The following is a 23047-nucleotide window of genomic DNA, read 5'->3' as shown; positions in this document are numbered from 1 at the left end:
GAGACCGGGGCGTTGCTTGCGCCGGGGGAACTGTCGATCAGACGAAGAGGGGAAGCCGGGCCGTGTACGACGGCGACATTGCTTCTGTGCTCATCAGCGAGCAGCAGATCAAGGACAAGGTCACCGAGCTGGCCAAGCAGGTCGACGAGGACTACCACCAGGCCGGCGGGGACCTGCTGCTGGTGGGCGTGCTCAAGGGCGCGGTGATGTTCATGACCGACTTCGCGCGGGCCCTGCCGCAGCCCGCCCAGCTGGAGTTCATGGCGGTCAGCTCGTACGGCTCGTCGACCTCCTCGTCCGGCGTGGTGCGGATCCTGAAGGACCTGGACCGCGACATCGCCAACCGGCACGTGCTGATCGTCGAGGACATCATCGACTCCGGGCTGACGCTGTCCTGGCTGCTGAAGAACCTGAGCTCGCGCAACCCCGCCTCGCTGGAGGTGTGCACGCTGCTGCGCAAGCCGGACGCGGTCCAGGTCGACGTGCCGGTGAAGTACGTCGGCTTCGACATCCCGAACGAGTTCGTGGTCGGCTACGGCCTGGACTACGCCGAGCGCTACCGTGACCTGCCTTACATCGGCACGCTCGACCCGAAGGTCTACACGACGGGCGTCTGATTCGTTCGAGTTTTTAAGCGGCGTCAGCCGCTTAGCCCACCTGCGCAGCTTGCGCCGCCGCGGGTTCCCAGCGTTCGCCTGGCGAGGACGGCCCAGCCGCCGTGTATTGGGCATACATAAGGCTGGGCACCCACAGCCAGGCGGGCGCTGAGGTTCCGCCACCCGCGCCGCTGAGCAAGGTGAGTCCGGTGGTGTGTTGTTGCGTGTCCGGTTCGACCCTCTTGGCCCACGGCCCCGGGTCGACCGGATACGCTGTTCTACCTGTGTCGGGCGCGGCGTGGTCGGGCCCGCACATCGGCCGGTACGCTGGTCTGAAGGGGTTGACGGCGACGATGAACTGTGTCTGCCGAGCAGCCGTCGCCCGAAGTGACAGTCAGGGAGGGTCGAGGCCGCCCGTCGGCCGCAAGTGAATGGACCGAAAGCGCCTGCTCCGCAACCCGCTGCTGTGGATCCTCATCGCATTTCTGTTGATCTTGTCGTTCAACGTGCTCTTCGACGAGACCCGCGCCTACCGCGAGGTCTCCACGTCGCAGGCGCTCGAGCAGATCGCTCAGGGCAAGGTCAGGGAAGCGACCATCGAGGACAAGGAGCAGCGGGTCCGGCTGACCCTTAATGACGGCCAGAACTTCGATGGCAGCAACCAGCTGATCGCGCAGTACCCGGCGGGGGCCACCGACCAGGTGGTCAACGAGATCCGCAACGCGCACGTGCCCACGTGGAACACCAAGGTCTCCCAGGACTCGTTCTGGGTGCAGATGCTGTTCTACCTGGTGCCCATCGGCCTGCTCGTGCTGCTGCTGATGTGGATGATGAACAACGTCCAGGGCGGCGGCAACCGCGTCCTGAACTTCGGCAAGTCCAAGGCCAAGCAGCTGACCAAGGACATGCCCAAGACGTTGTTCTCCGACGTCGCGGGTGCCGACGAAGCCGTCGAGGAACTGCACGAGATCAAGGACTTCCTGCAGAACCCCGGCCGCTACCAGGCACTCGGCGCGAAGATCCCGAAGGGCGTCCTGCTCTACGGCCCGCCCGGCACCGGTAAGACGCTGCTCGCGCGCGCGGTCGCCGGTGAGGCCGGGGTGCCGTTCTACTCGATCTCCGGCTCCGACTTCGTGGAGATGTTCGTCGGCGTCGGCGCCTCCCGCGTGCGCGATCTGTTCGAGCAGGCCAAGCAGAACGCGCCGTGCATCATCTTCGTCGACGAGATCGACGCGGTCGGCCGCCAGCGGGGCGCCGGCCTCGGCGGTGGCCACGACGAGCGGGAGCAGACCCTCAACCAGCTGCTGGTCGAGATGGACGGCTTCGACTCGCGCGGCGGCATCATCCTGATCGCCGCCACCAACCGCCCGGACATCCTGGACCCGGCGCTGCTGCGCCCGGGCCGCTTCGACCGGCAGATCCCGGTGTCCGCGCCGGACCTGCGCGGTCGCCGCGCGATCCTCGGCGTGCACTCCAAGGGCAAGCCGCTGGCCCAGGACGTCGACATGGAGAGCCTGGCCAAGCGCACCGTCGGCTTCTCCGGTGCCGACCTGGAGAACGTGGTCAACGAGGCCGCGCTGCTCACCGCGCGGGAGAACGGCCAGCTGATCACCGCCGCGGCGATGGAGGAGGCGGTCGACCGGGTGGTCGGCGGTCCGCGCCGCAAGAGCAAGATCGTCTCCGAGCGGGACAAGAAGATCACCGCCTACCACGAGGGCGGCCACGCGCTCGCCGCGTGGGCGATGCCCGACCTGGAGCCGGTCTACAAGCTGACGATCCTGCCGCGCGGTCGCACCGGCGGGCACGCGCTCGTCGTCCCCGAGGACGACAAGGACATGATGACCCGCTCGGAGATGATCGCCCGGCTGGTGTTCGCGCTGGGCGGCCGCTCCGCCGAGGAGCTGGTCTTCCACGAGCCGACCACCGGTGCCTCCAGCGACATCGAGCAGGCCACCAAGATCGCCCGCGCGATGGTCACCGAGTACGGCATGACCGCCCGCCTGGGCGCGGTGAAGTACGGCAAGGAGGAGGGCGACCCGTTCCTCGGGCGCACCGCCGGCCAGCAGCCGAACTACTCGCTGGAGGTCGCGCACGAGATCGACGAGGAGGTGCGGCGCCTCATCGAGGCCGCGCACACCGAGGCGTGGGAGGTGCTCAACACCTACCGCGACGTGCTCGACGACCTCGTGCTGGAGCTGATCGAGAAGGAGACGCTGAACCGCAAGGACCTGGAGCGGATCTTCGCCCGCGTGGAGAAGCGGCCCCGGATCACCGCGTTCAACGACTTCGGCGGTCGCACCCCGTCGGACAAGCCGCCGGTCAAGACGCCCGGTGAGCTGGCCAAGGAGCGCGGCGAGCCGTGGCCCCCGGTCAAGGAGGAGCCGACCCCGGCCCCGACCCCGGCGGGCAACGGCGTCCCGTCCAACTACGGCCAGCCGCAGGAGCCGACCCCGGCCGGTGCCGGGGCGAACCAGGGCACGGTGCAGATCCAGCAGCCGCAGCCCCCGCAGCAGCAGCCCGGCCAGTACGGCCAGGCGCCGCAGGCGGTGCCGCCGAACTACGGCGCCCCGCCCGGCTGGACCCCGGCGACCACGCCGTCGGGCTCGTCCAACTACTCCGGCGGCCAGTACAACTGGACGCCGTCCTGGGAGCGCGGGCCGCAGCAGGCCGAGCACCCGGCGGCGCCGGAGCACGGCGAGCAGCAGCCGCAGGAGGCTCCGCGGCCGGAGGGCTCGGACTCGGCCCAGGACAACGGCAGCGGCAACCAGAGCCGCTGATACTGGCTCGCCGCGAGGCGACTCAGCCAGTGGAGGAACGAAGAATTGACCAGTTCGGTCGACGAGCCGATCGGGACGGGGGGCGACTCCCGTCCCGACGGCTCTTTCCACATGCCCCAGTTCGACCAGGCCCGCGCGGAGGCCGCTGTTCGGGAGCTGCTGCTCGCGACCGGTGAGGACCCGGACCGGGAGGGCCTGCGCGACACGCCCGCCCGCGTCGCCCGCGCCTACCGCGAGCTGTTCGCGGGGCTCTACACCAACCCGGACGAGGTCCTGGACAAGACCTTCGACGAGGCCCACGAGGAACTCGTCCTGGTTCGCGACATCCCGGTGTACTCCAGCTGCGAGCACCACCTGCTGCCGTTCCACGGGTACGCGCACGTGGGGTACATCCCGAACGAGCAGGGGCGGGTGACCGGGCTGTCCAAGCTGGCCCGGCTGGTCGACCTGTACGCCAAGCGGCCGCAGGTGCAGGAGCGGTTGACCTCGCAGATCGCCGACGCGCTGGTCCGCCGGTTGGAGCCGCGCGGGGTGATCGTGGTGATCGACGCCGAGCACCTGTGCATGGGCATGCGCGGGGTGCGCAAGGCCGGCTCCACCACCACGACGTCCGCGGTGCGCGGCCAGTTCCGCAGCTCGGCGTCCTCGCGCTCCGAGGCGCTGTCGCTGATCAGGGGACGCTGATGCACCCGCGGTTGCCGAACCCGCCGCGCTGCGCGGTGATGGGCGTGCTGAACGTGACGCCGGACTCGTTCTCCGACGGCGGGCGCTACCTGGACCGCGACGCGGCCATCGCGCACGGCGTGGAGATGCACCGGATGGGCGCCGACATCATCGACGTCGGCGGGGAGTCCACCCGGCCGGGCTCGGAGCGCGTCGACCCGGCCACCGAGATCGACCGGGTGCTGCCGGTGGTCCGCGAGCTGGTCGCGGCGGGCGTGCCGGTCAGCGTCGACACCACCCGGGCCAAGGTCGCCGCGGCCACCGCGGAGGCCGGGGCGGCGGTGATCAACGACGTGTCCGGCGGGTTGGCCGACCCGGACATGGCGCACGTGGCCGCGGACACCGGGCTGCCGTGGGTGCTGATGCACTGGCGCGGCCACAGCAAGGACATGAACAGCCTGGCGAACTACTCCGACGTGGTCGCCGAGGTCCGCGACGAGCTGCTGCGGCAGGTCGACGTGGCGTTGCGGGCCGGGGTGGCGGAGGAAGCCGTCGTGCTGGACCCGGGGCTGGGCTTCGCGAAGACCGGTCGCCACGACTGGCAGCTGCTGCAGCGGCTGGAGGTCTTCGTCGAGCTCGGCTTCCCGGTGCTGGTCGGGGCCTCGCGCAAGCGGTTCCTGGGGCGGCTGCTGGCCGACGCCGAGGGCACCCCGCGCCCGCCTTCCGGGCGCGAGACGGCGACCGCCGTGGTGTCGGCGCTGGCCGCCGACCGCGGTGCCTGGGGCGTCCGGGTGCACGACGTGCGGCAATCGTTGGACGCCGTCGCGGTGACCGCCGCGTGGCGCAGCGGAGGGGAGTTCGGTGGCTGACCGGATCACGTTGACCGGGCTGAAGGTGCGCGGCAACCACGGCGTCTTCGACCACGAGAAGCGCGACGGGCAGGACTTCTTCGTCGACATCACCGTCTGGATCGACCTCGGCGAGGCCGCGACCAGCGACGATCTGGCGAAGACGCTGCACTACGGGGAGCTGGCCGAGCGCGCGGCGGCGATCGTGGCCGGGCCGCCGAAGGACCTGATCGAGGCGGTGGCGGGCGAGATCGCCGACGACGTGATGACCGACGAGCGGGTGCACGCCGCGGAGGTCACCATCCACAAGCCGAGCGCGCCGATCCCGCTGACCTTCGCGGACGTGGCGGTGACCATCCGCCGCTCCCGCCGGGGCGGCCGCGGCCAAGCCGTCCCGGCCTGACCGGGGGAGGGTGGGATGAGCAGGGCGGTGCTTTCGCTGGGGTCGAACCTCGGGGATCGGCTCGGCTACCTCCGGCTCGCCGTCGAGGGGTTCTCCGACGTGCTGGTCGCGGCCTCCCCGGTGTACGAGACCGCGCCGTGGGGCGTCACCGACCAGCCCGACTTCCTCAACGCGGTGCTCATCGTCGAATCCCCGGAGCTGGACGAGTGGGGCTGGCTGCGGCGCGGCCAGCGGCTGGAGCAGGAGGCGGAGCGGCGGCGCGAGCAGCGCTGGGGGCCGCGCACCCTGGACGTCGACGTGGTCAGCGTGGACGACGTCCGCAGCGAGGACCCGGAACTGCTGCTCCCGCACCCGGGCACCCCGAGCCGGGCGACGGTGCTGATCCCCTGGCTGGCCGTCGCCCCGGACGCCGTGCTGCCCGGTCGCGGTCGGGTGGCCGAGCTCCTGGCGGCCCTGCCCGCCGACGAGATCGCCGACGTCCACCTCCGCTCGGACCTCAGCCTGACCTGACGATCATCCACAGTGGATTCCCTGTCGTCGCGGGAAGTCCTCCGCTGTCCACCGTGGACTGCTGATGCCCGGTCGAGGCGGCCGGTACCCCGGGGCACCGGCCGCCCCGATCACTCGGCGGAGGCGCGGAGGGCGGCGGCGAGCCAGCGGGTCGCCTCGTCGGTCACCGGGTGCCGCGGCCAGTCGTTGATGATCGCCAGCAGCTCCCAGTACCGGGACATCCGGGGGTCGTGCCCCTCGTAGGAGTCGGCCATCTCGCGGCGGAACTCCGGGGTGTCCGGCTTGCCCCAGTCGCCGGTGGCCAGCGCGATCAACCGGTCGGCCAAAGCCCTGCCCTCGGCGCTGTCCGGGGCCGCGCCCGACTCGACGGCGGCCTTGGCCTCGTCGGTGATGGCCCACCACTTGGGCGCCTGCTCCTGCTCGACCATCGGCTCTCCGGCGTCGCGGCGGTCGGAGTGCTCCTGGTAGAGCGCCCGCACCGCGCGCCGGAAGTCCTGGTCCTGCACCAGTTCGGCCAGCTCGATCCAGGCCTCCAGCTGCTCGGTGCTCGGGTCGTCGGGCAGGTTCGGCTTCGCCGAGCGCATCCACTCGGTGAAGCCCGGGGTCACGTTCAGCTCCTCGGCGTCCGCGCTGACCTCGTCCCAGAACTCGTCGATGAGCCGGTTGCGCTCCTCGTCGGGCATCTTGGCCAGTTCCTGCATGATCTTCGCCTCCTCGGTCGTTCGGTCGAGCTTCACGACCGCCCGCAGCACGGCCCGCCTGATCCGCAGCACCCGCATCTGCTCCTCCAGCAGCCCGAGGTGGGCGCTGGCCAGCTGCGCCAGCGTGGTCTCGCGGGCCAGCACCTGCTTGACCTCGTCCAGCCCGGCCCCCAGTTCGCGCAGCGTGCGCACCAGTTCCAGGCGGCTGACGGCGGTCACGTCGTACAGGCGGTAACCGGACGCGGTCCGGTCGGTGGCCGGCACCACGCCGGTGTCGGAGTAGAACCGGATCGTCTTCACGCTCAATCCGGTGCGACGGGCCAGTTCACCGATCGTGTAGCGGGCGGTGTCGTTCACGTCGACCACCTTCGGCCCTCCTGTCGGGGGAGACTCAAGACGATTTTCGCCCGGCCCGTCCCGCGGTCGGATCAGGTGCGATCCTGGAGCCGTGGCACCGCGACAAGCAGAGCACCTCTCGTTCACCAAACCGCACCAGCTGATCATCGGTGGCGTGGCGGCGGCGGTCGTGGTCTACCTGCTGACCCGGCTCGCCTACGGGGACCTGCCGCGGCTGCCGGTCCTGGCCGGGGCGACGCTGCTGCTGATCGCGCTGGTCGACCTGGTGCTGGCGCTGGTCATGCGACCGCGGGTCCAGCGCAAGCCGGGCACCGAGCCGGTCGACGGCCTGACGGCGGCGCGCGCGGTGGCGCTGGCCAAGGCGTCCTCGATGGCGGGCGCGATCATGGCCGGGGCGTGGATCGGCCTCGGCGCCTACCTGGTGCCGCTGGTCCGGACCGTGGAGGCGGCGCAGTCCGACATCGTCGCGGCGGTGATCGGTCTGGTGAGCGCGGGGGCGCTGATCGCGGCGGGCTTGTGGTTGGAGAACTGCCTGCGCAACCCCGACGAGCCGGAAGAGCCCTACGACGACGAGGAGTGAGCGACCTCGGCGGTCGTGATCGCTCCGTCCGCGATGTTCCCGTGAGCACTTTCTGGTGCCATAGCCCCACAAAGTGCTCACGGGCCGGGGACGGCTGAAGCGGCATCCGGGCGGAGCGGCCCAGAACGTTTCCGCCGCCGAGCGGGTGATCGTAGTCACGGCATCGGCCGTTCGGACGCCCGCGAGGTGCTCCACAACGACCAAAGTGGAGTCGCGTTGCTCGCCTTCAGGTCTCGAACTGATAACCGCCCGGTACCGTGGTGGGCATGTCCGACCGCGGCAGTACCGAGACCGAATCCCGCGCAGGCGGCTCGACCGCTCTGTGGGTCGGCGCGCTCGTGCTCGCCGCCGCGGCCACCGCCGTGCTGGTGATCAGCGACGACGCCCGCCTGCTGCGGTTGGGTCTGGTCGCGGCCCTGTGGTCGGCGCTGGTCGGGGCGTTCGCGGTCGCCCGGCTGCGCCACCGGGTCGCGCAGGACGAGAAGCTCGCCGAGGACCGGCAGCGGATCTACGAGCTGGAGCTGGAGCGGGAGATCGCGGCCCGCCGCGAGTTCGAGCTGGAGGCGGAGGTCGAGGCGCGCCGGAAGGCCGCCGAGGAGTCCGACGGCGAGCTGAAGGCGCTGCAGGCGGAGCTGCAGCGGCTGCGGACCAGCCTGGAGCAGGTGCTCGGCGGCGACGTGCTGTTCGAGCGGGTCGCGCTGCGCGCCGAGTCCACCCGGGTCCGCTCGCTGGGCGAGAACGGCAACAAGATCGAAGGTCAGCTCGTCCAGCCGCCGCCGGGCCGGGAGCTGCCCGCCGCCGCGACCCAGAACACCGAGCTGATCAGCAGGTTGTCCGGCGAGCAGCCGCGCGAGGAGCACCGCCCGAAGCCCCGCCCGCGCCTCAAACCGCAGGCGGCGCAGGCGCACCCGCCCCGCCCGGCGCCGGTCCGCCGCCCGGAGAAGGTGCAGCACCACGAACCGCCGAAGCGCGCGCCGGAACCCCCGAAGGCGCCGGTGGAGCAGACTCCCGCCCCCGCGCCGGACCCGGCCGGGGCGCACGCCGAGGGGACCTCGGTGAACGACCTGCTCGCGGCCTACGGCGCCGCCTCCGACACGCAGCGCCGACGGCGGCGACGCGCCTGAGAAGGTGACTGTCCGGGCGACCCCGGATGCCCTTCTCTAGGGTTTTGTCCGTGTCGAGTCCTGATCTCCGGGGGCCCGCCGCCGACCTCTCCGGCGCGCGGAAGCTCCAGACCCGAAAGCACCACGCCGTCGGTTGGCCGGTCGCCGGCCTGATCGTGCTCGGGATCTGCGGACTGGTGATGGCCGGGGTCACCACCTCGCGGGTCGGTCTGCTGCCCGCGCTGGTCGGTGCGCTCGCCGCGCTGCTGCCGGTCGGCGTGGTGTTCGCCGCGATCATCTGGATCGACCGCTGGGAGCCCGAGCCGCCGATGCTGCTGCTCGGCGCGTTCCTGTGGGGCGCGGGCGGGGCGACCGCCTGCTCGCTGCTGCTCAACGACACCGTCATCCAGCTGGCCGACGGACTGTTCGGCACCGGCGACCAGAAGTTCTTCCTGACCGCGGTGATGGGGCCGCTGGTGGAGGAGGCGGCGAAGGCGCTGTTCGTGGTCGCGCTGTGGTTCAAGCGCCGCTCGGAGTTCAACGGGATGGTGGACGGCATCGTCTACGCGGCGCTGACCGCGGCGGGCTTCGCCTTCACCGAGAACATCCTGTACTTCGGCAAGGCGTTCGCGATCGGCGGCGTCGGCGGCCCGGCGGGCGGCGTGGTCGCGGTGTTCATCATGCGCGGCGTGCTGGCGCCGTTCTCCCACCCGCTGTTCAGCTCGATGTTCGGCATCGGCATCGGTCTGGCCTCGCGCACCGACGACAAGCGGCTGCGCTGGGTCTACCTGCTGAGCGGGTTCGCGGCGGCGTTCCTGCTGCACGCGGTGTGGAACGCGGCGACGCTGCTGGGCGGCGCGGAGTTCCTCAACGTCTACTTCCTGATCATGGTGCCGATCTTCATGGGCACCTTCGGCCTGGTGGTGTGGCAGCGCAAGCGCGAGCAGAAGATCGTCATCCAGCAGCTGCCGGTGCTGGAGCGGGCCGGGCTGATCGTGCGCAGCGAGATGGAGATGCTGGCCACCCTGGCCGGTCGGAAGGGCTGGCTGCGCAAGGTGCGCCGCAGCGCGGGCCACGAGGCGGCCAAGGCGGTCCGGGACTACCAGATCGCGGTCACCGAGCTGGCGTTCCTGCAGCACCGGGCGGCCGAGGGCCGCACGACCAGCGCGGCCCGCCGCGCCCGCCGCGAGAAGCTGATCGAGGACCTCAAGCAGGCCCGGCGCTCGGCCGCGGGCACCCAGCAGGCCATCCAAACGGCCCGGATCAAGCTCAACGAACTGACCCAGCACAACATGAAGCGCCCGCTGCCCAAGCCCCCGACCCAGCGCCCCCGCGGCTGACCGCAGTATCGATGAGGTTTTTCCAGCCTCGTTCTGGGTGGCGGTGCGGGTGGCGGAACCTCAGCGCCCGCCTGGACTCCGGGTGCCCTGACTTGTGTATGACCCGATACACGGCGTCAGGGCCGTCCTCGCCGGAAGGAACCCCAGAAGGGTGGGCACCGTGAACCCGCGGCGGTGCGAGTTGCGAGGGTGGGTTATGCGCCTGGCGGCGCATGCGACACCTGCCGACCGGTGCAGTTCGCCCTTCGCAGCTGCGGTCCACGGACAGGATGAAAAAGGCTCAATTGAAACCGTGGTCCGGCGTGGGGGGTGCACAGTTTCAATTGAAACTGTGCACCTCGCGGGCCGGGCGCGGACGTCGGGTCCGGTGCGGAACTCCTGCGATTTCAATGGAAATCGGACCTCCGATTTCCATTGAAATCGCGTGGACCCGGGGTGGCCGCGGCGTGGTTCTCGCCACCTGGGAGGGTTACCGGGCGGTTGGCGGGCTACTCTCGCGCTGCTGTCCGGTACCCGGTGGTTGGGACTGGAACGGTATGGAGGACGACGTGGCGATGTCTGCTGGTCGCACGGGCCCTCGGCTGCGCGTTGGAGTGATCTCCGCGGGCCGGGTGGGCGCCGTGCTGGGCGCGGCGTTGCAGCGAGCGGGGCACCAGGTGGTCGCGGTTTCCGCGGTGTCCGAGGCGTCGCTGCGCCGCGCGGAGGAACTGCTCCCCGAGGTCGCGGTGCTGCCGCCGGACGAGGTCGCCAAGCAGGCCGACCTCGTGCTGCTGGCGGTCCCGGACGACGCGATCACCGGCCTGGTCCGGGGCCTGGTCGCCACCGAATCCCTGCGCTCCGGGCAGATCCTGGTGCACACCTCCGGGGCGCACGGCGTGTCCGCGCTCGCCGCGGCGGCCGAGATCGGCGTGCTCCCGCTGGCGCTGCACCCGGCGATGACCTTCACCGGTCGCGCCGAGGACGTCGAGCGGCTCGGCAACGCCTGCATGGCCGTCACCGCGTCCGCCGCGGACGAGGCGGGCTGGAGCGTGGCGGAGGCGCTGGCCCTGGAGCTGGGGATGGAGCCGGTGCGGGTGCCGGAGGAGTCCCGCCGCCTGTACCACGCGGCGCTCACCCACGGCGCGAACCACCTGATCACCCTGGTCAACGAGTGCGCGGAACTGCTGCGCGGCGCCGGGGTCGACAACGCCGACCGCGTCATGGCGCCGATCCTGTCCGCGTCGCTGGACAACGCGCTGCGCCTCGGCGACCGCGCGATCACCGGACCGGTGATGCGCGGCGACGCGGGCACCGTCCGCGCGCACCTCGCCGCCCTGCGCGAGGCGGACCCGGGCGTGGTCCCGGGCTACCGGGAACTGGCCAGGCGGACCGCCGAACGGGCCGAGCGCGCGGGCATCCTGCGCGCGGACGGCGCGGCCGAGGTCCGCGAAGCACTGGACGAAGAGCCGTCGTGATCACGGCGCGCGGAACACTGGAGTCGTGATGAGCGCAGCTTTCGAGCACGGTGCGCTGACCGTGCACCGCGAGCCCGCCGAGCTGGCGCGGGTCACCCGCGCGCTGCGGGCCACCGGGCGCAAGATCCACCTCGTGCCGACCATGGGCGCGCTGCACCGCGGCCACCTGGAGCTGATCGAGCGGGCCCGCCGCGACATCAACGCGGTGGTGGTCGTGTCGATCTTCGTGAACCCGCTGCAGTTCGGGCCGAACGAGGACTTCGACCGCTACCCGCGCAGCTTCGAGTCCGACCTGCAGCTGTGCCGGGAGGCCGGGGTCGAGCTGGTCTTCGCGCCGTCGGTCCAGCAGATGTACGGCGACGACCCGCAGCTGACCGTCCACTCCGGACCGCTCGGCGAGCAGCTGGAGGGCGCGGCCCGGCCGGGCCACTTCGACGGCGTGCTCACCGTCGTCCTGAAGCTGCTCAACGTCGTGCGCCCGGACCTGGCGTTCTTCGGCGAGAAGGACTACCAGCAGCTGGTGCTGATCCGGCGCATGGCGCGCGAGCTGAACCTGGACGCGCGCATCCAGGGCATCCCCACCGTGCGGGAACCGGACGGCCTGGCGCTGTCCTCCCGCAACGCCTACCTCAGCGACGAGCAGCGCCGCGCCGCGCTGGCGATCTCGGCGGCCCTGACCGCCGGGGCGCACGCCGGACCGGCGGGCGCGGACGCGGTGCTCAAAGCCGCGGGCGAGGTGCTGGCCACCGAGCCGTCGGTGGAGGTCGACTACCTGGAGCTGCGCGATCCGGAGCTCGGGCCGGTCCCGGCCGGGGGCGAGGCGCGGCTGCTGGTGGCGGCCCGCGTCGGCACCACCCGGCTGCTCGACAACGCCAAGGTGCTGCTCGGCGTTCCGGAGCAGCCCTGACCGGGCCGACGGCGCGGGTGCCGGTGGGGGCCACCGCGCACCGCGCGAAGATACGTCGGCGAGAGTTGCGGTATCGGCAGTAGGAGGTCTGCGATGTTCCGCACCATGTTGAAGTCCAAGATCCACCGCGCCACGGTGACCCAGGCCGACCTGCACTACGTCGGCTCGGTCACGGTGGACGCCGACCTGATGGACGCCGCGGACCTGCTCGAGGGCGAGCAGGTGACCATCGTGGACGTCACCAACGGCGCCCGCCTGGAGACCTACGTGATCACCGGCGAGCGCGGCTCCGGCGTGATCGGGATCAACGGGGCCGCCGCGCACCTGATCGAGCCCGGTGACCTCGTCATCCTGATCGCCTACGGCGTGATGGACGAGCTGGAGGCCCGCTCGATCCGGCCGAAGGTGATCTTCGTCGACGCGGACAACAAGATCCTGGAGACCGGCGACCAGCCCGGCGTCGCGCCGGAGGGCTCGGGGCTGACCAGCGCTGGCGTGGTCGTCGACGCACCGGCCGAGACCGACGACGCGGCCAAGCTCGACGCCCTCCTCCAGCAGCCCGAGCACTGATCGACCGGCACAACCCGGGAAGGGGCGGACACGTGCTGCTGGCCATCGACGTCGGAAACACCAACATCTCGCTGGGCCTCTACGACACCGGATCGGACAGCTCCGACCTCGCCGCGACGCTGGTCCACGACTGGCGGATGCGCACCGAGCCGCGGATGACCGCCGACGAGATGGCGCTGACCATGCGCGGTCTGCTCGGGGACCACGCCGAACGGGTCACCGGCATCGCGGCGCTGTCCACGGTGCCCGCCCTGCTGCGCGAACTGCGCGTCATGCTCGGCCGGTACTGGGACGACGTGCCGCGCGTGGTGGTCGAGCCGGGCGTGCGCACCGGGGTCCCGCTGCTGGTGGACAACCCGAAGGAGGTCGGCGCGGACCGGGTGATCAACACCCTCGCCGCCCACCACCTGCACGCCACGAACTGCGTGGTGGTCGACTTCGGCACCTCCACCAACATCGACGTGATCTCGGCCAAGGGCGAGTTCCTGGGCGGCGCGTTCGCGCCCGGCGTGGAGATCTCGCTGGACGCGCTGGCCGCCCGCGCCGCGCAGCTGCGCAAGGTGGAGCTGGTCCGGCCCCGCTCGGTGATCGGCAAGAACACCGTGGAGTGCCTGCAGTCCGGCATCCTCTACGGCTTCGCCGGGCAGGTGGACGGCCTGGTCCGCCGCATCGTGGCGGAGCTGGAGGCCACCCACGGCGGCCCCACCACGGTCCTGGCCACCGGCGGCCTGGCACCCCTGGTGGTGTCGGAGTCGACGACGATCACCCACCACGTCCCCGACCTCACCCTCCTCGGCCTCCGCCTGGTCTACGACCGCAACTTCAAGACCGCCTGAGCGGCGGACGGCCACCGCTGCTCGAACGGACGCCTGCTCGCAGGGCGCGAGGGGCGGAACCGTACCCTTGGTCCCCGTGACTGAGGACCGTTCCATTCCCCCGGCAACCAGCGATGACGGCGTTGACGACCTGCCGGAGCAGATGCGGGTCCGGCGGGAGAAGCGGGAACGCCTGCTCGCGGCCGGAGTCGACCCGTACCCGGTGACCCTGCCCATCACGCACGAGCTCGCCGAGGTCCGCGCCGCCCACCAGGGGCTCGAGCCGGACACCGCCACCGGTGAGCAGGTCGGCGTCGCCGGCCGCGTGATGTTCCTGCGCAACACCGGCAAGCTGTGCTTCGCCACGCTGCGCGCGGGCGACGGCACCGAGCTCCAGGCGATGCTCAGCCTCAAGCAGGTCGGCGAGGACTCGCTGGCCATGTGGAAGAGCGAGGTCGACCTCGGCGACCACGTCTTCGTGCGCGGCGAGGTGATCACCTCCCGCCGCGGCGAGCTGTCCGTGATGGCCGACGAATGGCGAATGGCGGCCAAGTCGCTGCGCCCGCTGCCGGTCATGCACAAGGAACTCGGCGAGGAAATGCGGGTCCGGCAGCGCTATGTCGACCTGATCGTCCGAAAGCAGGCCGCGGACACCGTGCGCACTCGGGCCGCGGTGCAGCGCTCGTTGCGGGAATCGTTCGAGCGGCGCGGTTTCGTCGAGGTGGAAACCCCGATGCTGCAGACGTTGCAGGGCGGTGCTGCGGCGCGGCCGTTCGTGACGCATTCGAACGCCTTCGACATCGATCTGTTCCTGCGGATCGCGCCGGAGTTGTACCTGAAGCGTTGCGTGGTCGGCGGGATCGAGAGGGTTTTCGAGATCAACCGGAACTTCCGCAACGAGGGGAGTGATTCTTCCCACTCGCCGGAGTTCGCCATGTTGGAGTTCTACCAGGCGTACGCCGATTACAACGACATGGCCGCGCTGACCAGGTCCCTGATCCAGGAGGCGGCGGAGAAGGTCGCCGGTTCGCAGGTGGTCACCTGGTACGACGGAACCGAGTACGACCTGTCCGGCGAGTGGACCTCGATCCGGATGTACGACTCGCTGTCCGAAGCGCTGGATTCGGAGATCACCCCGGAAACTCCGGTCGAGGTGCTCCGCAAGCACGCCGACTCGCGGGGATTGCAGACCGATCCGGCGCACGGCCACGGAAAGCTCGTCGAGGAGCTGTGGGAGCACCTGGTCGGCGACCATTTGACCGCTCCGACGTTCGTGCGCGACTTCCCGGTGGAGACCTCGCCGCTGACCCGGCAGCACCGGGAGCGGCCGGGCCTGGCCGAGAAGTGGGACCTGTACATCCGCGGGTTCGAGCTGGCCACCGGTTACTCGGAACTGGTCGACCCGGTGGTGGAGCGCGCCCGGCTGGAGGAGCAGGCCAAGCTCGCGGCGGCCGGGGACGACGAGGCGATGCCGGTCGACGAGGACTTTCTGCGCGCGCTCGAGTACGGAATGCCGCCCAGCGGCGGGGTCGGAATGGGTATCGACCGGTTGTTGATGGCGTTGACCGGTCTCGGTATCCGGGAGACGATCCTGTTCCCGCTGGTCCGCCCCGAATGACCCGATCAGGGACGTCGCGGTGAATTTTCGGGCAGAGGTGAGTGCATTATCGCAGTTACTGCGCTAACCTGAGCTCAGAATGCATCGGTGACGGCTATTGGAGTACTCGCGGGGGAGTTCCCGCTCCCAGCAGTTCGTGCTGTCCCGTTCTGGCACATTTTGCTCTTCCGGGGAGGACTTCGAAGATGGCGCAGAAGGTCACTGTCACCCTTGTCGACGATCTGGACGGCGGCCAGGCCGACGAAACCGTCGAGTTCGGATTGGACGGCGTGTCGTACCAGATCGACCTTTCCGCGGACAATGCGAGCGAGTTGCGGGACGCCCTGGCCAACTACGTCTCCAACGCGCGGCGGGCGGGCGGCCGGAAGAAGCCGGGGCCGCGTCCGGGGTCGGGCGGTGCCCGTTCCGGCGGCGGTTCCACGAGCGCGGACCGCGAGCAGAACCAGGCCATTCGGGAATGGGCGCGCAAGCGGGGCCTGAAGGTGTCGGACCGCGGTCGGATCCCGGCCGACATCGTGGAGCAGTACCACCAGGCGAACTGAACGAGGACTGCAGAGGGGCGTTCGGACGGCGAAGAGCCGGACGAACGCCCCTCGTCGCGTTCGGACGACGCCATTCGGCGGAAAATCGGGAAAAGCGGTGGTGATCGTTCCGCGGCGCGTTTTCGGGCGGGTTCGGCGCCGAGGTGTGACGGTGGACATCCCGCCCCGCTCTGGGCCACGCGCTTAGGTGGGCCTAACCTAAGCACGATCGGGTGATCCGGCAGAGGGAGTGGGACGTGAGTGGCAGCCTGGCCGTCGACGGTCCACGCACAGCCGAGCGGGCCGCGACCGGTGGTACCCGCCTGCGCGAACGCCGTCGCCGACGACTCGTCGGCATCGCCGTCCTGCTGGTGGCGCTGCTGGCCAGCTGCGTGCTCAGCGTCGTGGTCGGGGCCAAGACGATCCCGCTGGGCGAGGTGTGGAGCGGGCTGTTCGCGCCGACCGGCACCGAGAACGACCTGATCATCCGCGAGCTGCGGGTGCCGCGCACCATCGTCGGCGTGCTCGCCGGGGTCGGGCTCGGCCTGGCCGGGGCGCTGATGCAGGGCCACACCCGCAACCCCATCGCCGACCCCGGCATCCTCGGCATCACCCAGGGCGCGGCGCTGGCCGTGGTCCTGGCCATCTACACCTTCGGCGTCACCACGCTGATCGGGTTCATCTGGTTCGGCTTCGCCGGGGCGGTGCTCGGCGCGCTGGCGGTGTTCGCCATCGGCTCGATCGGCCGCGGCGGGCCGACCCCGGTGACCCTGGCGCTGGCGGGGACCGCGATCAGCTTCCTGCTGCAGGCGATCACCTCGGCGCTGGTGCTCACCGACCAGCAGACGATGGACACCTACCGGTTCTGGAAGGTCGGCTCGATCGCGGTCACCGACCCCTCGGTGATCCCGCAGGTGCTGCCGTTCGTGCTGGTCGGCATCGTGCTGGCGCTGACCAACGCCAGCGGGCTGAACGCGCTGTCGCTCGGCGAGGACGTCGCCCGCTCGCTGGGGCACCGGGTGGAGTGGTCGCGCCGGGCCGGGATCGCGGCGATCGCGATCCTGGTCGGCAGCGCGGTCGCGATCTGCGGGCCGATCGGCTTCGTGGGGCTGATCGTGCCGCACGTGGCCCGGTACTTCACCGGTGCCGACTACCGCTGGCTGCTGCCCTTCGCCGGGCTGCTCGGCGCCTCGCTGGTGCTGCTGGCCGACGTGCTCGGGCGCCTCGTGGCGCGCCCGTCCGAAGTCCAGGTCGGGGTGATGCTGGCGATGGTCGGCGCCCCGTTCTTCATCGCGCTCGTGCGCCGCAGGAAGTTGGTGCGGTTGTGACCCAGGTGCTGGAAGGCGGGGTCGCCGGGCGGCGACCGACGCGGCTCGGGCCGTTCTCCGGGGTGCTGCGCTGGCGGCCGCTGCTGGCGCTGCTCGGCGGGCTGGTGCTGCTGCTGGCGGTCTTCGTGCTCGACGTCGGCCTCGGCGAGTACCAGATCAGCCCGCTGGAGGTGCTGCAGACGCTGGTCGGCGGCGGCGACCGGGCTCAGCAGATCATCGTCCTGGAGCTGCGGCTGCCCAGAGCGCTGACCGCGCTGCTGGTCGGCGCCGCGCTCGGCCTGTCCGGCGCGCTCATGCAGACCCTCGCGCGCAACCCGCTGGCCAGCCCGGACATGCTCGGCATCACCTGGGGCGCGGGCACCGCGGCCACCACGGTGATCGTGCTCGGCGGCACCGCGGGCAGCCTGGCCGGGGCGCTGGCCGACTACGGCCTGCCGCTCGTCGCGCTGGTGGGCGGCCTGCTCACCGGGGTGGCCGTCTACGGGCTGGCCTACCGGCGCGGGGTGGACTCCTACCGGCTTGTGCTGGTCGGCGTCGGGGTCAGCGCCCTGGCGGGCAACGCCACCTACTGGCTGCTGACCGTCGGCGACGTCAACGAGGCGGGCCGCGCCCTGGTGTGGCTGACCGGCAGCCTCAACGCGCGCGGCTGGGAGCACGTGGTGCCGACGGCCGTCGCGCTGTGCGTGCTGGTCCCGCTGACCCTGATCGGCTCGCACGTGCTCGGCGCGCTGCAGTTCGACGACGACACCGTGCGCGGCCTGGGCGTCCGCATGGACCTGTCCCGCGGGATGCTGCTGCTGGCCGCGGTGGTGCTGGCGTCCATCGCCACCGCGGCGGCCGGGCCGATCCAGTTCGTCGCGCTGGCCACCCCGCAGATCGCGCTGCGCCTGGCGCGCAGCTCGCGCCCGCCGCTGCTGGCCTCGATGGTGTTCGGCGCCGCGCTGGTGGTCGGCGCGGACGTGATCTCGCGGACCGCGTTCGGCAACCTGGAGCTGCCGGTCGGCATCGTCACCGCCATCTTGGGTGCGCCGTACCTGATCTACCTGCTCGTCCGTCGCTACCGAGAGGTCCGCGCATGACACCCCTTATGCCAACCCCACCTCTGCCCAACAGCACCTCAGGGGACCGTGACGCAACCCAGCCACGAGAAACCCCCAAGACGCGAGTTCCCTCTCGAACGCGACCACCACTGAAAATCGCGGAGAGGCGGGCTGGGGAGAGGCGGGACAGGGCATGACCGCGTCCGCCACGTCCAGCGAGAAGACCGGCGCCGCCGGTGCTCCCCGGCAGCGGCTGCACGCCAGCGACCTGAAGCTGGCCTACGGCGACCGGGTCATCGCCGACGGCTTGGACTTCGACGTCGTGGACGGCACGATCACCGCGGTGATCGGCCCGAACGGCTGCGGCAAGTCGACCCTGCTGCGCGCCCTCGGGCGGCTGCTGCACCCGCAGCGCGGCAGCGTGCTGCTGGACGGCAAGCAGATCCACAAGATGCCGACCAGGGAGGTCGCGAAGGTGCTCGGCGTGCTGCCGCAGTCGCCGGTCGCGCCCGAGGGCCTGACCGTCGCCGACCTGGTCGCGCGCGGGCGGCACCCGCACCAGTCCTGGTACCGGCAGTGGTCCTCCGACGACGAGTCCGCGGTCGCCGAGGCGCTGGGCATGACCGGCATCTCCGACCTCGCCGACCGCACCCTGGACGAGCTCTCCGGCGGCCAGCGGCAGCGCGCCTGGCTGTCCATGGCGCTGGCCCAGGGCACCGACCTGCTGCTGCTCGACGAGCCGACCACCTACCTCGACCTGTCCCACCAGGTGGACGTGCTGGAGCTGGTCGGGCAGCTGCACGACGAGAGCGGCCGCACCGTGGTGATGGTGCTGCACGACCTCAACCTGGCCGCCCGCTACGCCGACCGGCTGGTGGCGATGAAGGACGGCGCCGTGGTCGCGGAGGGCGAGCCGTCCGAGGTGCTCACCGAGCCGCTGCTGGCCGAGGTCTTCGGGCTCAACGCGCGCGTGATTGCTGATCCGGTGGCGGGTACCCCGATGGTGGTGCCGATCGGCGGCCGCGGGGCGGGGAAACCCGATCAGCCCAGCTAGCGGGCCGTGTTCGCGCTCAGCGGACAGGGCCATCCGATCGGTGTAAATCCGGAATCCCGCAGGCCAGCGAGCCGTTGGTCAGGGTGCCGGACAAGAATGTGGGCAGCAGGCCGTAGCGGGCACGGACCGCGACCGGGTGGGGCTACTACAGTGGTCCTCAAGAGTGCTGAACCCGTCGTGGGCATCGGCGATGCAGGAGCCGTGTCCAGCCAACGAGACCGCCGGCGCAGCAGTCAGGGAGTGCGAATGTTCGAGAGGTTCACCGACCGCGCGAGGCGGGTGGTCGTCCTGGCCCAGGAAGAGGCCCGGATGCTCAACCACAACTACATCGGCACCGAGCACATTCTCCTGGGCTTGATCCACGAGGGTGAGGGTGTCGCCGCCAAGGCGCTCGAGTCGTTGGGTATCGCGCTTGAGGGCGTGCGCCAACAGGTCGAGGAGATCATCGGTCAGGGGCAGCAGGCCCCGAGCGGGCACATCCCGTTCACCCCGCGGGCGAAGAAGGTGCTGGAGCTGTCGCTGCGCGAGGCGCTGCAGCTCGGCCACAACTACATCGGCACCGAGCACATCCTGCTCGGGCTGATCCGCGAGGGCGAGGGCGTGGCCGCGCAGGTGCTGGTCAAGCTGGGCGCGGACCTGAACCGGGTGCGCCAGCAGGTCCTGCAGCTGCTCTCCGGCTACCAGGGCAAGGAGCCGGCGGAGGCCGGTGGCCGCGGCGAGGGCACCCCGTCGTCGTCGCTGGTGCTGGACCAGTTCGGCCGCAACCTGACGCAGAGCGCGCGCGAGGGCAAGCTCGACCCGGTGATCGGCCGGGAGAAGGAAATCGAGCGGATCATGCAGGTCCTCTCGCGGCGCACCAAGAACAACCCGGTGCTCATCGGCGAGGCGGGCGTCGGCAAGACGGCCGTGGTGGAGGGCCTGGCCCAGAAGGTCGTCAAGGGCGAGGTGCCCGAGACCCTGAAGGACAAGCAGCTCTACACCCTGGACCTGGGCTCGCTGGTCGCCGGTTCCCGGTACCGCGGTGACTTCGAGGAGCGCCTGAAGAAGGTGCTCAAGGAGATCAAGACCCGCGGCGACATCATCCTGTTCATCGACGAGATCCACACCCTGGTCGGCGCGGGCGCCGCCGAGGGCGCGATCGACGCGGCGAGCATCCTCAAGCCGATGCTGGCCCGCGGTGAGCTGCAGACCATCGGCGCCACCACGCTCGAGGAGTACCGCAAGTACGTCGAGAAGGACCCGGCCCTGGAGCGCCGGTTCCAGCCGATCCAGGTCGGCGAGCCGTCGCTGGAGCACACCGTCGAGATCCTGAAGGGTCTGCGGGACCGCTACGAGGCGCACCACCGGGTGTCGATCACCGACTCCGCGCTGGTGGCCGCGGCCAGCCTGGCCGACCGCTACATCAACGACCGCTTCCTGCCGGACAAGGCGATCGACCTGATCGACGAGGCCGGGGCCCGGATGCGCATCCGCCGGATGACCGCTCCGCCGGACCTGCGCGAGTTCGACGAGAAGATCGCCGACGTCCGCCGCGAGAAGGAGTCCGCGATCGACGCGCAGGACTTCGAGCGGGCCGCCCGCCTGCGGGACGAGGAGAAGCAGCTCCTCGGCCAGAAGGAGGAGCGGGAGAAGCAGTGGAAGGCCGGTGACCTGGACGTGGTCGCCGAGGTCGACGACGAGCAGATCGCCGAGGTGCTGGCGAACTGGACCGGCATCCCGGTCTTCAAGCTCACCGAGGAGGAGACCACCCGCCTGCTCCGCATGGAGGAGGAGCTGCACAAGCGGATCATCGGCCAGGACGACGCGGTGAAGGCCGTGTCCCAGGCGATCCGCCGCACGCGTGCGGGCCTGAAGGACCCGAAGCGCCCGTCCGGTTCGTTCATCTTCGCCGGTCCGTCCGGTGTGGGTAAGACCGAGCTGTCCAAGGCGCTGGCGGAGTTCCTGTTCGGCGACGACGACGCGCTCGTGCAGATCGACATGGGTGAGTTCCACGACCGCTACACCGCCTCGCGGCTGTTCGGCGCCCCGCCCGGGTACGTCGGCTACGAGGAGGGCGGCCAGCTCACCGAGAAGGTCCGCCGCAAGCCGTTCTCCGTGGTCCTGTTCGACGAGATCGAGAAGGCCCACCAGGAGATCTACAACACGCTGCTGCAGGTGTTGGAGGACGGCCGCCTCACCGACGGTCAGGGCCGCACGGTGGACTTCAAGAACACGGTGCTGATCTTCACCTCGAACCTCGGCACGCAGGACATCTCCAAGGCCGTCGGCCTGGGCTTCTCCAGTGGTCAGGGCGCTGAGTCCAACTACGAGCGGATGAAGTCCAAGGTCCACGAGGAGATGAAGAAGCACTTCCGGCCGGAGTTCCTCAACCGCATCGACGACGTGATCGTCTTCCACCAGCTCACCGAGGCCGAGATCATCCAGATGGTCGACCTGCTCTCGGGCCGGGTGGAGAAGGCGCTCAAGGGCAAGGACATGGCCCTGGAGCTGACCGAGAAGGCGAAGAAGCTGCTGGCCAAGCGCGGGTTCGACCCGGTGCTGGGCGCGCGGCCGCTGCGCCGGACGATCCAGCGGGAGATCGAGGACAAGCTGTCCGAGAAGATCCTGTTCGGCGAGATCCAGCCGGGCCAGATCGTGATCGTGGACGTCGAGGGCTGGGACGGCGAAGGCGCCGACGACAAGGCGCACTTCACCTTCCGCGGCGAGGCGAAGCCCTCGCTGGTCCCGGACACCCCGCCGGTCGCGGTCTCGGCGAGCTCCGACGACAAGCAGGAGGGCACGGACCCCGAGTCCGCCTGACCCACCGCAGCGGAAGGCCCCGCCCCCACCGGGAGCGGGGCCTTCCGCATGTCCGGGTCCGGTCGTCGTCCTCGGCCGGGAAGGTCCGGGGCCCGGTGGCCGCAGTTTCAGTTGAAACTGCAAGCCCTGGTCAGGGGCCCGGCGGAGGGGTCCGGTGTCAGCGGAGGCGGCGGAACTCCTCGGTGGGGGCTTCCGCGGAGACCCGGGCGAACTGGACCGTGGGCACGTCGTCGGGCTCGGTGTCGCTGCGGTTGTTGCGGATGCGGACCACCACGAAGGCCACCACGGCGAGGACCGCCACGACCAGCACCGCCTTGGAGAACACCCCGGCGTACTGCTCGACCAGGTACCAGCTCTCGCCCAGCAGGTAGCCCGCGAGCACGAAGACCGTGTTCCAGATCAGGCTGCCGAGGGTGGTGAACAGCGCGAAGGTGCTCACGCGCATGCGCTCGACGCCGGCGGGCAGCGAGATGAAGCTGCGGAACAGCGGGATCATGCGGCCGAAGAACACCGCCTTGACGCCGTGCTTGGCGAACCACGCCTCGGTCTTGTCGATGTCGGCGATCTTGACCAGCGGCAGCTTCGCCGCGATGGCGCGGGTGCGGTCGCGGCCCAGCGTGGCGCCGATGCCGTAGAGCGCGAGGGCGCCGACCAGCGAGCCGAGCGTGGTCCACAGGATCGCGCCGATGACGGTCATGCCGCCCTGGCTGGCGGTGAACCCGGCCAGCGGCAGGATCACCTCGGACGGGATCGGCGGGAACAGGTTCTCCAGGGCGACGATGGCCCCGGCGCCGGGGCCGCCGAGCGCTTCCATCACGGAGATCACCCAGGCGGTGAAGCCGGTCGGTTCGGCGGAGGTGGCGGCTAACGTCGTCAGATCCATTCGAGCGGCTCCGGGTAGGGGTGCTCCGCCGCGGCGGTCGCGGCACAAGCGGAACGTTGATCGGAATAAATGTCCGTTTGTTCCATGATTCCAGCCGTTCGGCGCACTCCAGCCGCACGGGCAGTGATCTATGCCACTGCTACGCCTGCTTTGAGGGTCGGATCACGCCTACGATCGGCC

At 70.7% G+C, this 23047-nt stretch carries 21 protein-coding genes; 19 read left to right on the top strand and 2 right to left on the bottom strand.

Annotation, left to right across the window (positions count from 1 at the left end; translation table 11 throughout):
• Window positions 1-62 precede the first annotated feature (62 nt).
• From hpt to folK, 6 genes are all read left to right on the top strand, one after another.
• Window positions 63-617 (top strand): hypoxanthine phosphoribosyltransferase, encoded by a 555-nt coding sequence (hpt, locus tag F1721_RS25245; RefSeq protein ID WP_150069259.1) that lies wholly within the window; start codon window positions 63-65, stop codon window positions 615-617.
• Window positions 618-1027: 410 nt separating this feature from the next.
• Window positions 1028-3373 (top strand): ATP-dependent zinc metalloprotease FtsH, encoded by a 2346-nt coding sequence (ftsH, locus tag F1721_RS25240; RefSeq protein ID WP_150069258.1) that lies wholly within the window; start codon window positions 1028-1030, stop codon window positions 3371-3373.
• 111 nt (window positions 3374-3484) lie between these two features.
• On the top strand, window positions 3485-4057 hold the full coding sequence (gene folE / locus F1721_RS25235; RefSeq protein ID WP_150069330.1) for a GTP cyclohydrolase I FolE: 573 nt from the start codon (window positions 3485-3487) through the stop codon (window positions 4055-4057).
• Window positions 4057-4905: a dihydropteroate synthase gene (folP, locus tag F1721_RS25230; RefSeq protein ID WP_150069257.1), complete on the top strand. Its 849-nt coding sequence runs from the start codon at window positions 4057-4059 to the stop codon at window positions 4903-4905. Before folE ends, folP begins: the two co-directional genes overlap by 1 nt.
• Window positions 4898-5287 (top strand): dihydroneopterin aldolase, encoded by a 390-nt coding sequence (gene folB / locus F1721_RS25225; protein WP_150069256.1) that lies wholly within the window; start codon window positions 4898-4900, stop codon window positions 5285-5287. The genes folP and folB overlap by 8 nt, the downstream gene beginning before the upstream one ends.
• 15 nt (window positions 5288-5302) lie before the next feature.
• Entirely contained in the window at window positions 5303-5797 is a 495-nt protein-coding gene (folK, locus tag F1721_RS25220; protein ID WP_150069255.1) for a 2-amino-4-hydroxy-6-hydroxymethyldihydropteridine diphosphokinase, read from the top strand.
• Between the two features lie 110 nt (window positions 5798-5907).
• Here folK and F1721_RS25215 read toward each other — a convergent pair whose 3' ends face one another.
• Window positions 5908-6855 (bottom strand): MerR family transcriptional regulator, encoded by a 948-nt coding sequence (locus F1721_RS25215; protein WP_150069329.1) that lies wholly within the window; start codon window positions 6853-6855, stop codon window positions 5908-5910.
• A gap of 91 nt (window positions 6856-6946) precedes the next feature.
• Here F1721_RS25215 and F1721_RS25210 point away from each other — a divergent pair, with 91 nt between their 5' ends.
• The 13 genes from F1721_RS25210 to F1721_RS25150 all read left to right on the top strand — a co-directional run bounded on the left by F1721_RS25210 (window position 6947) and on the right by F1721_RS25150 (window position 21984).
• Window positions 6947-7435: a DUF3180 domain-containing protein gene (locus F1721_RS25210; RefSeq protein WP_150069254.1), complete on the top strand. Its 489-nt coding sequence runs from the start codon at window positions 6947-6949 to the stop codon at window positions 7433-7435.
• A gap of 266 nt (window positions 7436-7701) precedes the next feature.
• Window positions 7702-8559, top strand: a complete 858-nt coding sequence (locus F1721_RS25205; RefSeq protein ID WP_246155289.1) for a DUF6779 domain-containing protein — start codon at window positions 7702-7704, stop codon at window positions 8557-8559.
• A gap of 50 nt (window positions 8560-8609) precedes the next feature.
• The gene (locus F1721_RS25200; protein ID WP_246155288.1) at window positions 8610-9878 is read left to right on the top strand and encodes a PrsW family glutamic-type intramembrane protease; all 1269 of its coding nucleotides are present in this window, start codon (window positions 8610-8612) and stop codon (window positions 9876-9878) included.
• 554 nt (window positions 9879-10432) lie between these two features.
• Window positions 10433-11332 carry a Rossmann-like and DUF2520 domain-containing protein gene (locus F1721_RS25195; protein WP_150069251.1) on the top strand — a complete coding sequence of 300 codons (900 nt, stop codon included), beginning with the start codon at window positions 10433-10435 and terminating at the stop codon, window positions 11330-11332.
• 28 nt (window positions 11333-11360) lie between these two features.
• Complete coding sequence (gene panC, locus F1721_RS25190) at window positions 11361-12239, top strand: pantoate--beta-alanine ligase (protein ID WP_150069250.1); 879 nt, start codon at window positions 11361-11363, stop codon at window positions 12237-12239.
• A 93-nt stretch (window positions 12240-12332) separates the two neighbouring features.
• Window positions 12333-12809, top strand: a complete 477-nt coding sequence (panD, locus tag F1721_RS25185; protein WP_150069249.1) for an aspartate 1-decarboxylase — start codon at window positions 12333-12335, stop codon at window positions 12807-12809.
• Window positions 12810-12841: 32 nt separating this feature from the next.
• Entirely contained in the window at window positions 12842-13645 is an 804-nt protein-coding gene (locus tag F1721_RS25180; RefSeq protein WP_150069248.1) for a type III pantothenate kinase, read from the top strand.
• Window positions 13646-13787: 142 nt separating this feature from the next.
• Window positions 13788-15242 carry a lysine--tRNA ligase gene (gene lysS / locus F1721_RS25175; protein ID WP_387512669.1) on the top strand — a complete coding sequence of 485 codons (1455 nt, stop codon included), beginning with the start codon at window positions 13788-13790 and terminating at the stop codon, window positions 15240-15242.
• Between the two features lie 185 nt (window positions 15243-15427).
• The gene (locus tag F1721_RS25170) at window positions 15428-15784 is read left to right on the top strand and encodes a histone-like nucleoid-structuring protein Lsr2 (protein ID WP_150069246.1); all 357 of its coding nucleotides are present in this window, start codon (window positions 15428-15430) and stop codon (window positions 15782-15784) included.
• A 236-nt stretch (window positions 15785-16020) separates the two neighbouring features.
• Complete coding sequence (locus F1721_RS25165; RefSeq protein ID WP_150069245.1) at window positions 16021-17091, top strand: FecCD family ABC transporter permease; 1071 nt, start codon at window positions 16021-16023, stop codon at window positions 17089-17091.
• A complete protein-coding gene (locus F1721_RS25160; RefSeq protein ID WP_150069244.1) occupies window positions 17088-18170 on the top strand; it encodes a FecCD family ABC transporter permease in 1083 nt (360 codons plus the stop codon). The genes F1721_RS25165 and F1721_RS25160 overlap by 4 nt, the downstream gene beginning before the upstream one ends.
• A 154-nt stretch (window positions 18171-18324) precedes the next feature.
• Window positions 18325-19185 carry an ABC transporter ATP-binding protein gene (locus tag F1721_RS25155; RefSeq protein WP_150069243.1) on the top strand — a complete coding sequence of 287 codons (861 nt, stop codon included), beginning with the start codon at window positions 18325-18327 and terminating at the stop codon, window positions 19183-19185.
• Between the two features lie 246 nt (window positions 19186-19431).
• A complete protein-coding gene (locus F1721_RS25150; protein ID WP_150069242.1) occupies window positions 19432-21984 on the top strand; it encodes an ATP-dependent Clp protease ATP-binding subunit in 2553 nt (850 codons plus the stop codon).
• Window positions 21985-22141: 157 nt separating this feature from the next.
• On the opposite strand, the gene F1721_RS25145 is transcribed toward F1721_RS25150, so the two are convergent.
• The gene (locus F1721_RS25145) at window positions 22142-22867 is read right to left on the bottom strand and encodes a DedA family protein (RefSeq protein ID WP_150069241.1); all 726 of its coding nucleotides are present in this window, start codon (window positions 22865-22867) and stop codon (window positions 22142-22144) included.
• Between the last annotated feature and the right edge of the window lie 180 nt (window positions 22868-23047).

The organism is Saccharopolyspora hirsuta, from assembly GCF_008630535.1.
In the GTDB taxonomy this organism is placed as follows: domain Bacteria; phylum Actinomycetota; class Actinomycetes; order Mycobacteriales; family Pseudonocardiaceae; genus Saccharopolyspora; species Saccharopolyspora hirsuta.
The sequence above is the reverse complement of the archived record's forward strand: the minus strand, read 5'-3'. Positions and strand labels throughout refer to the sequence as shown.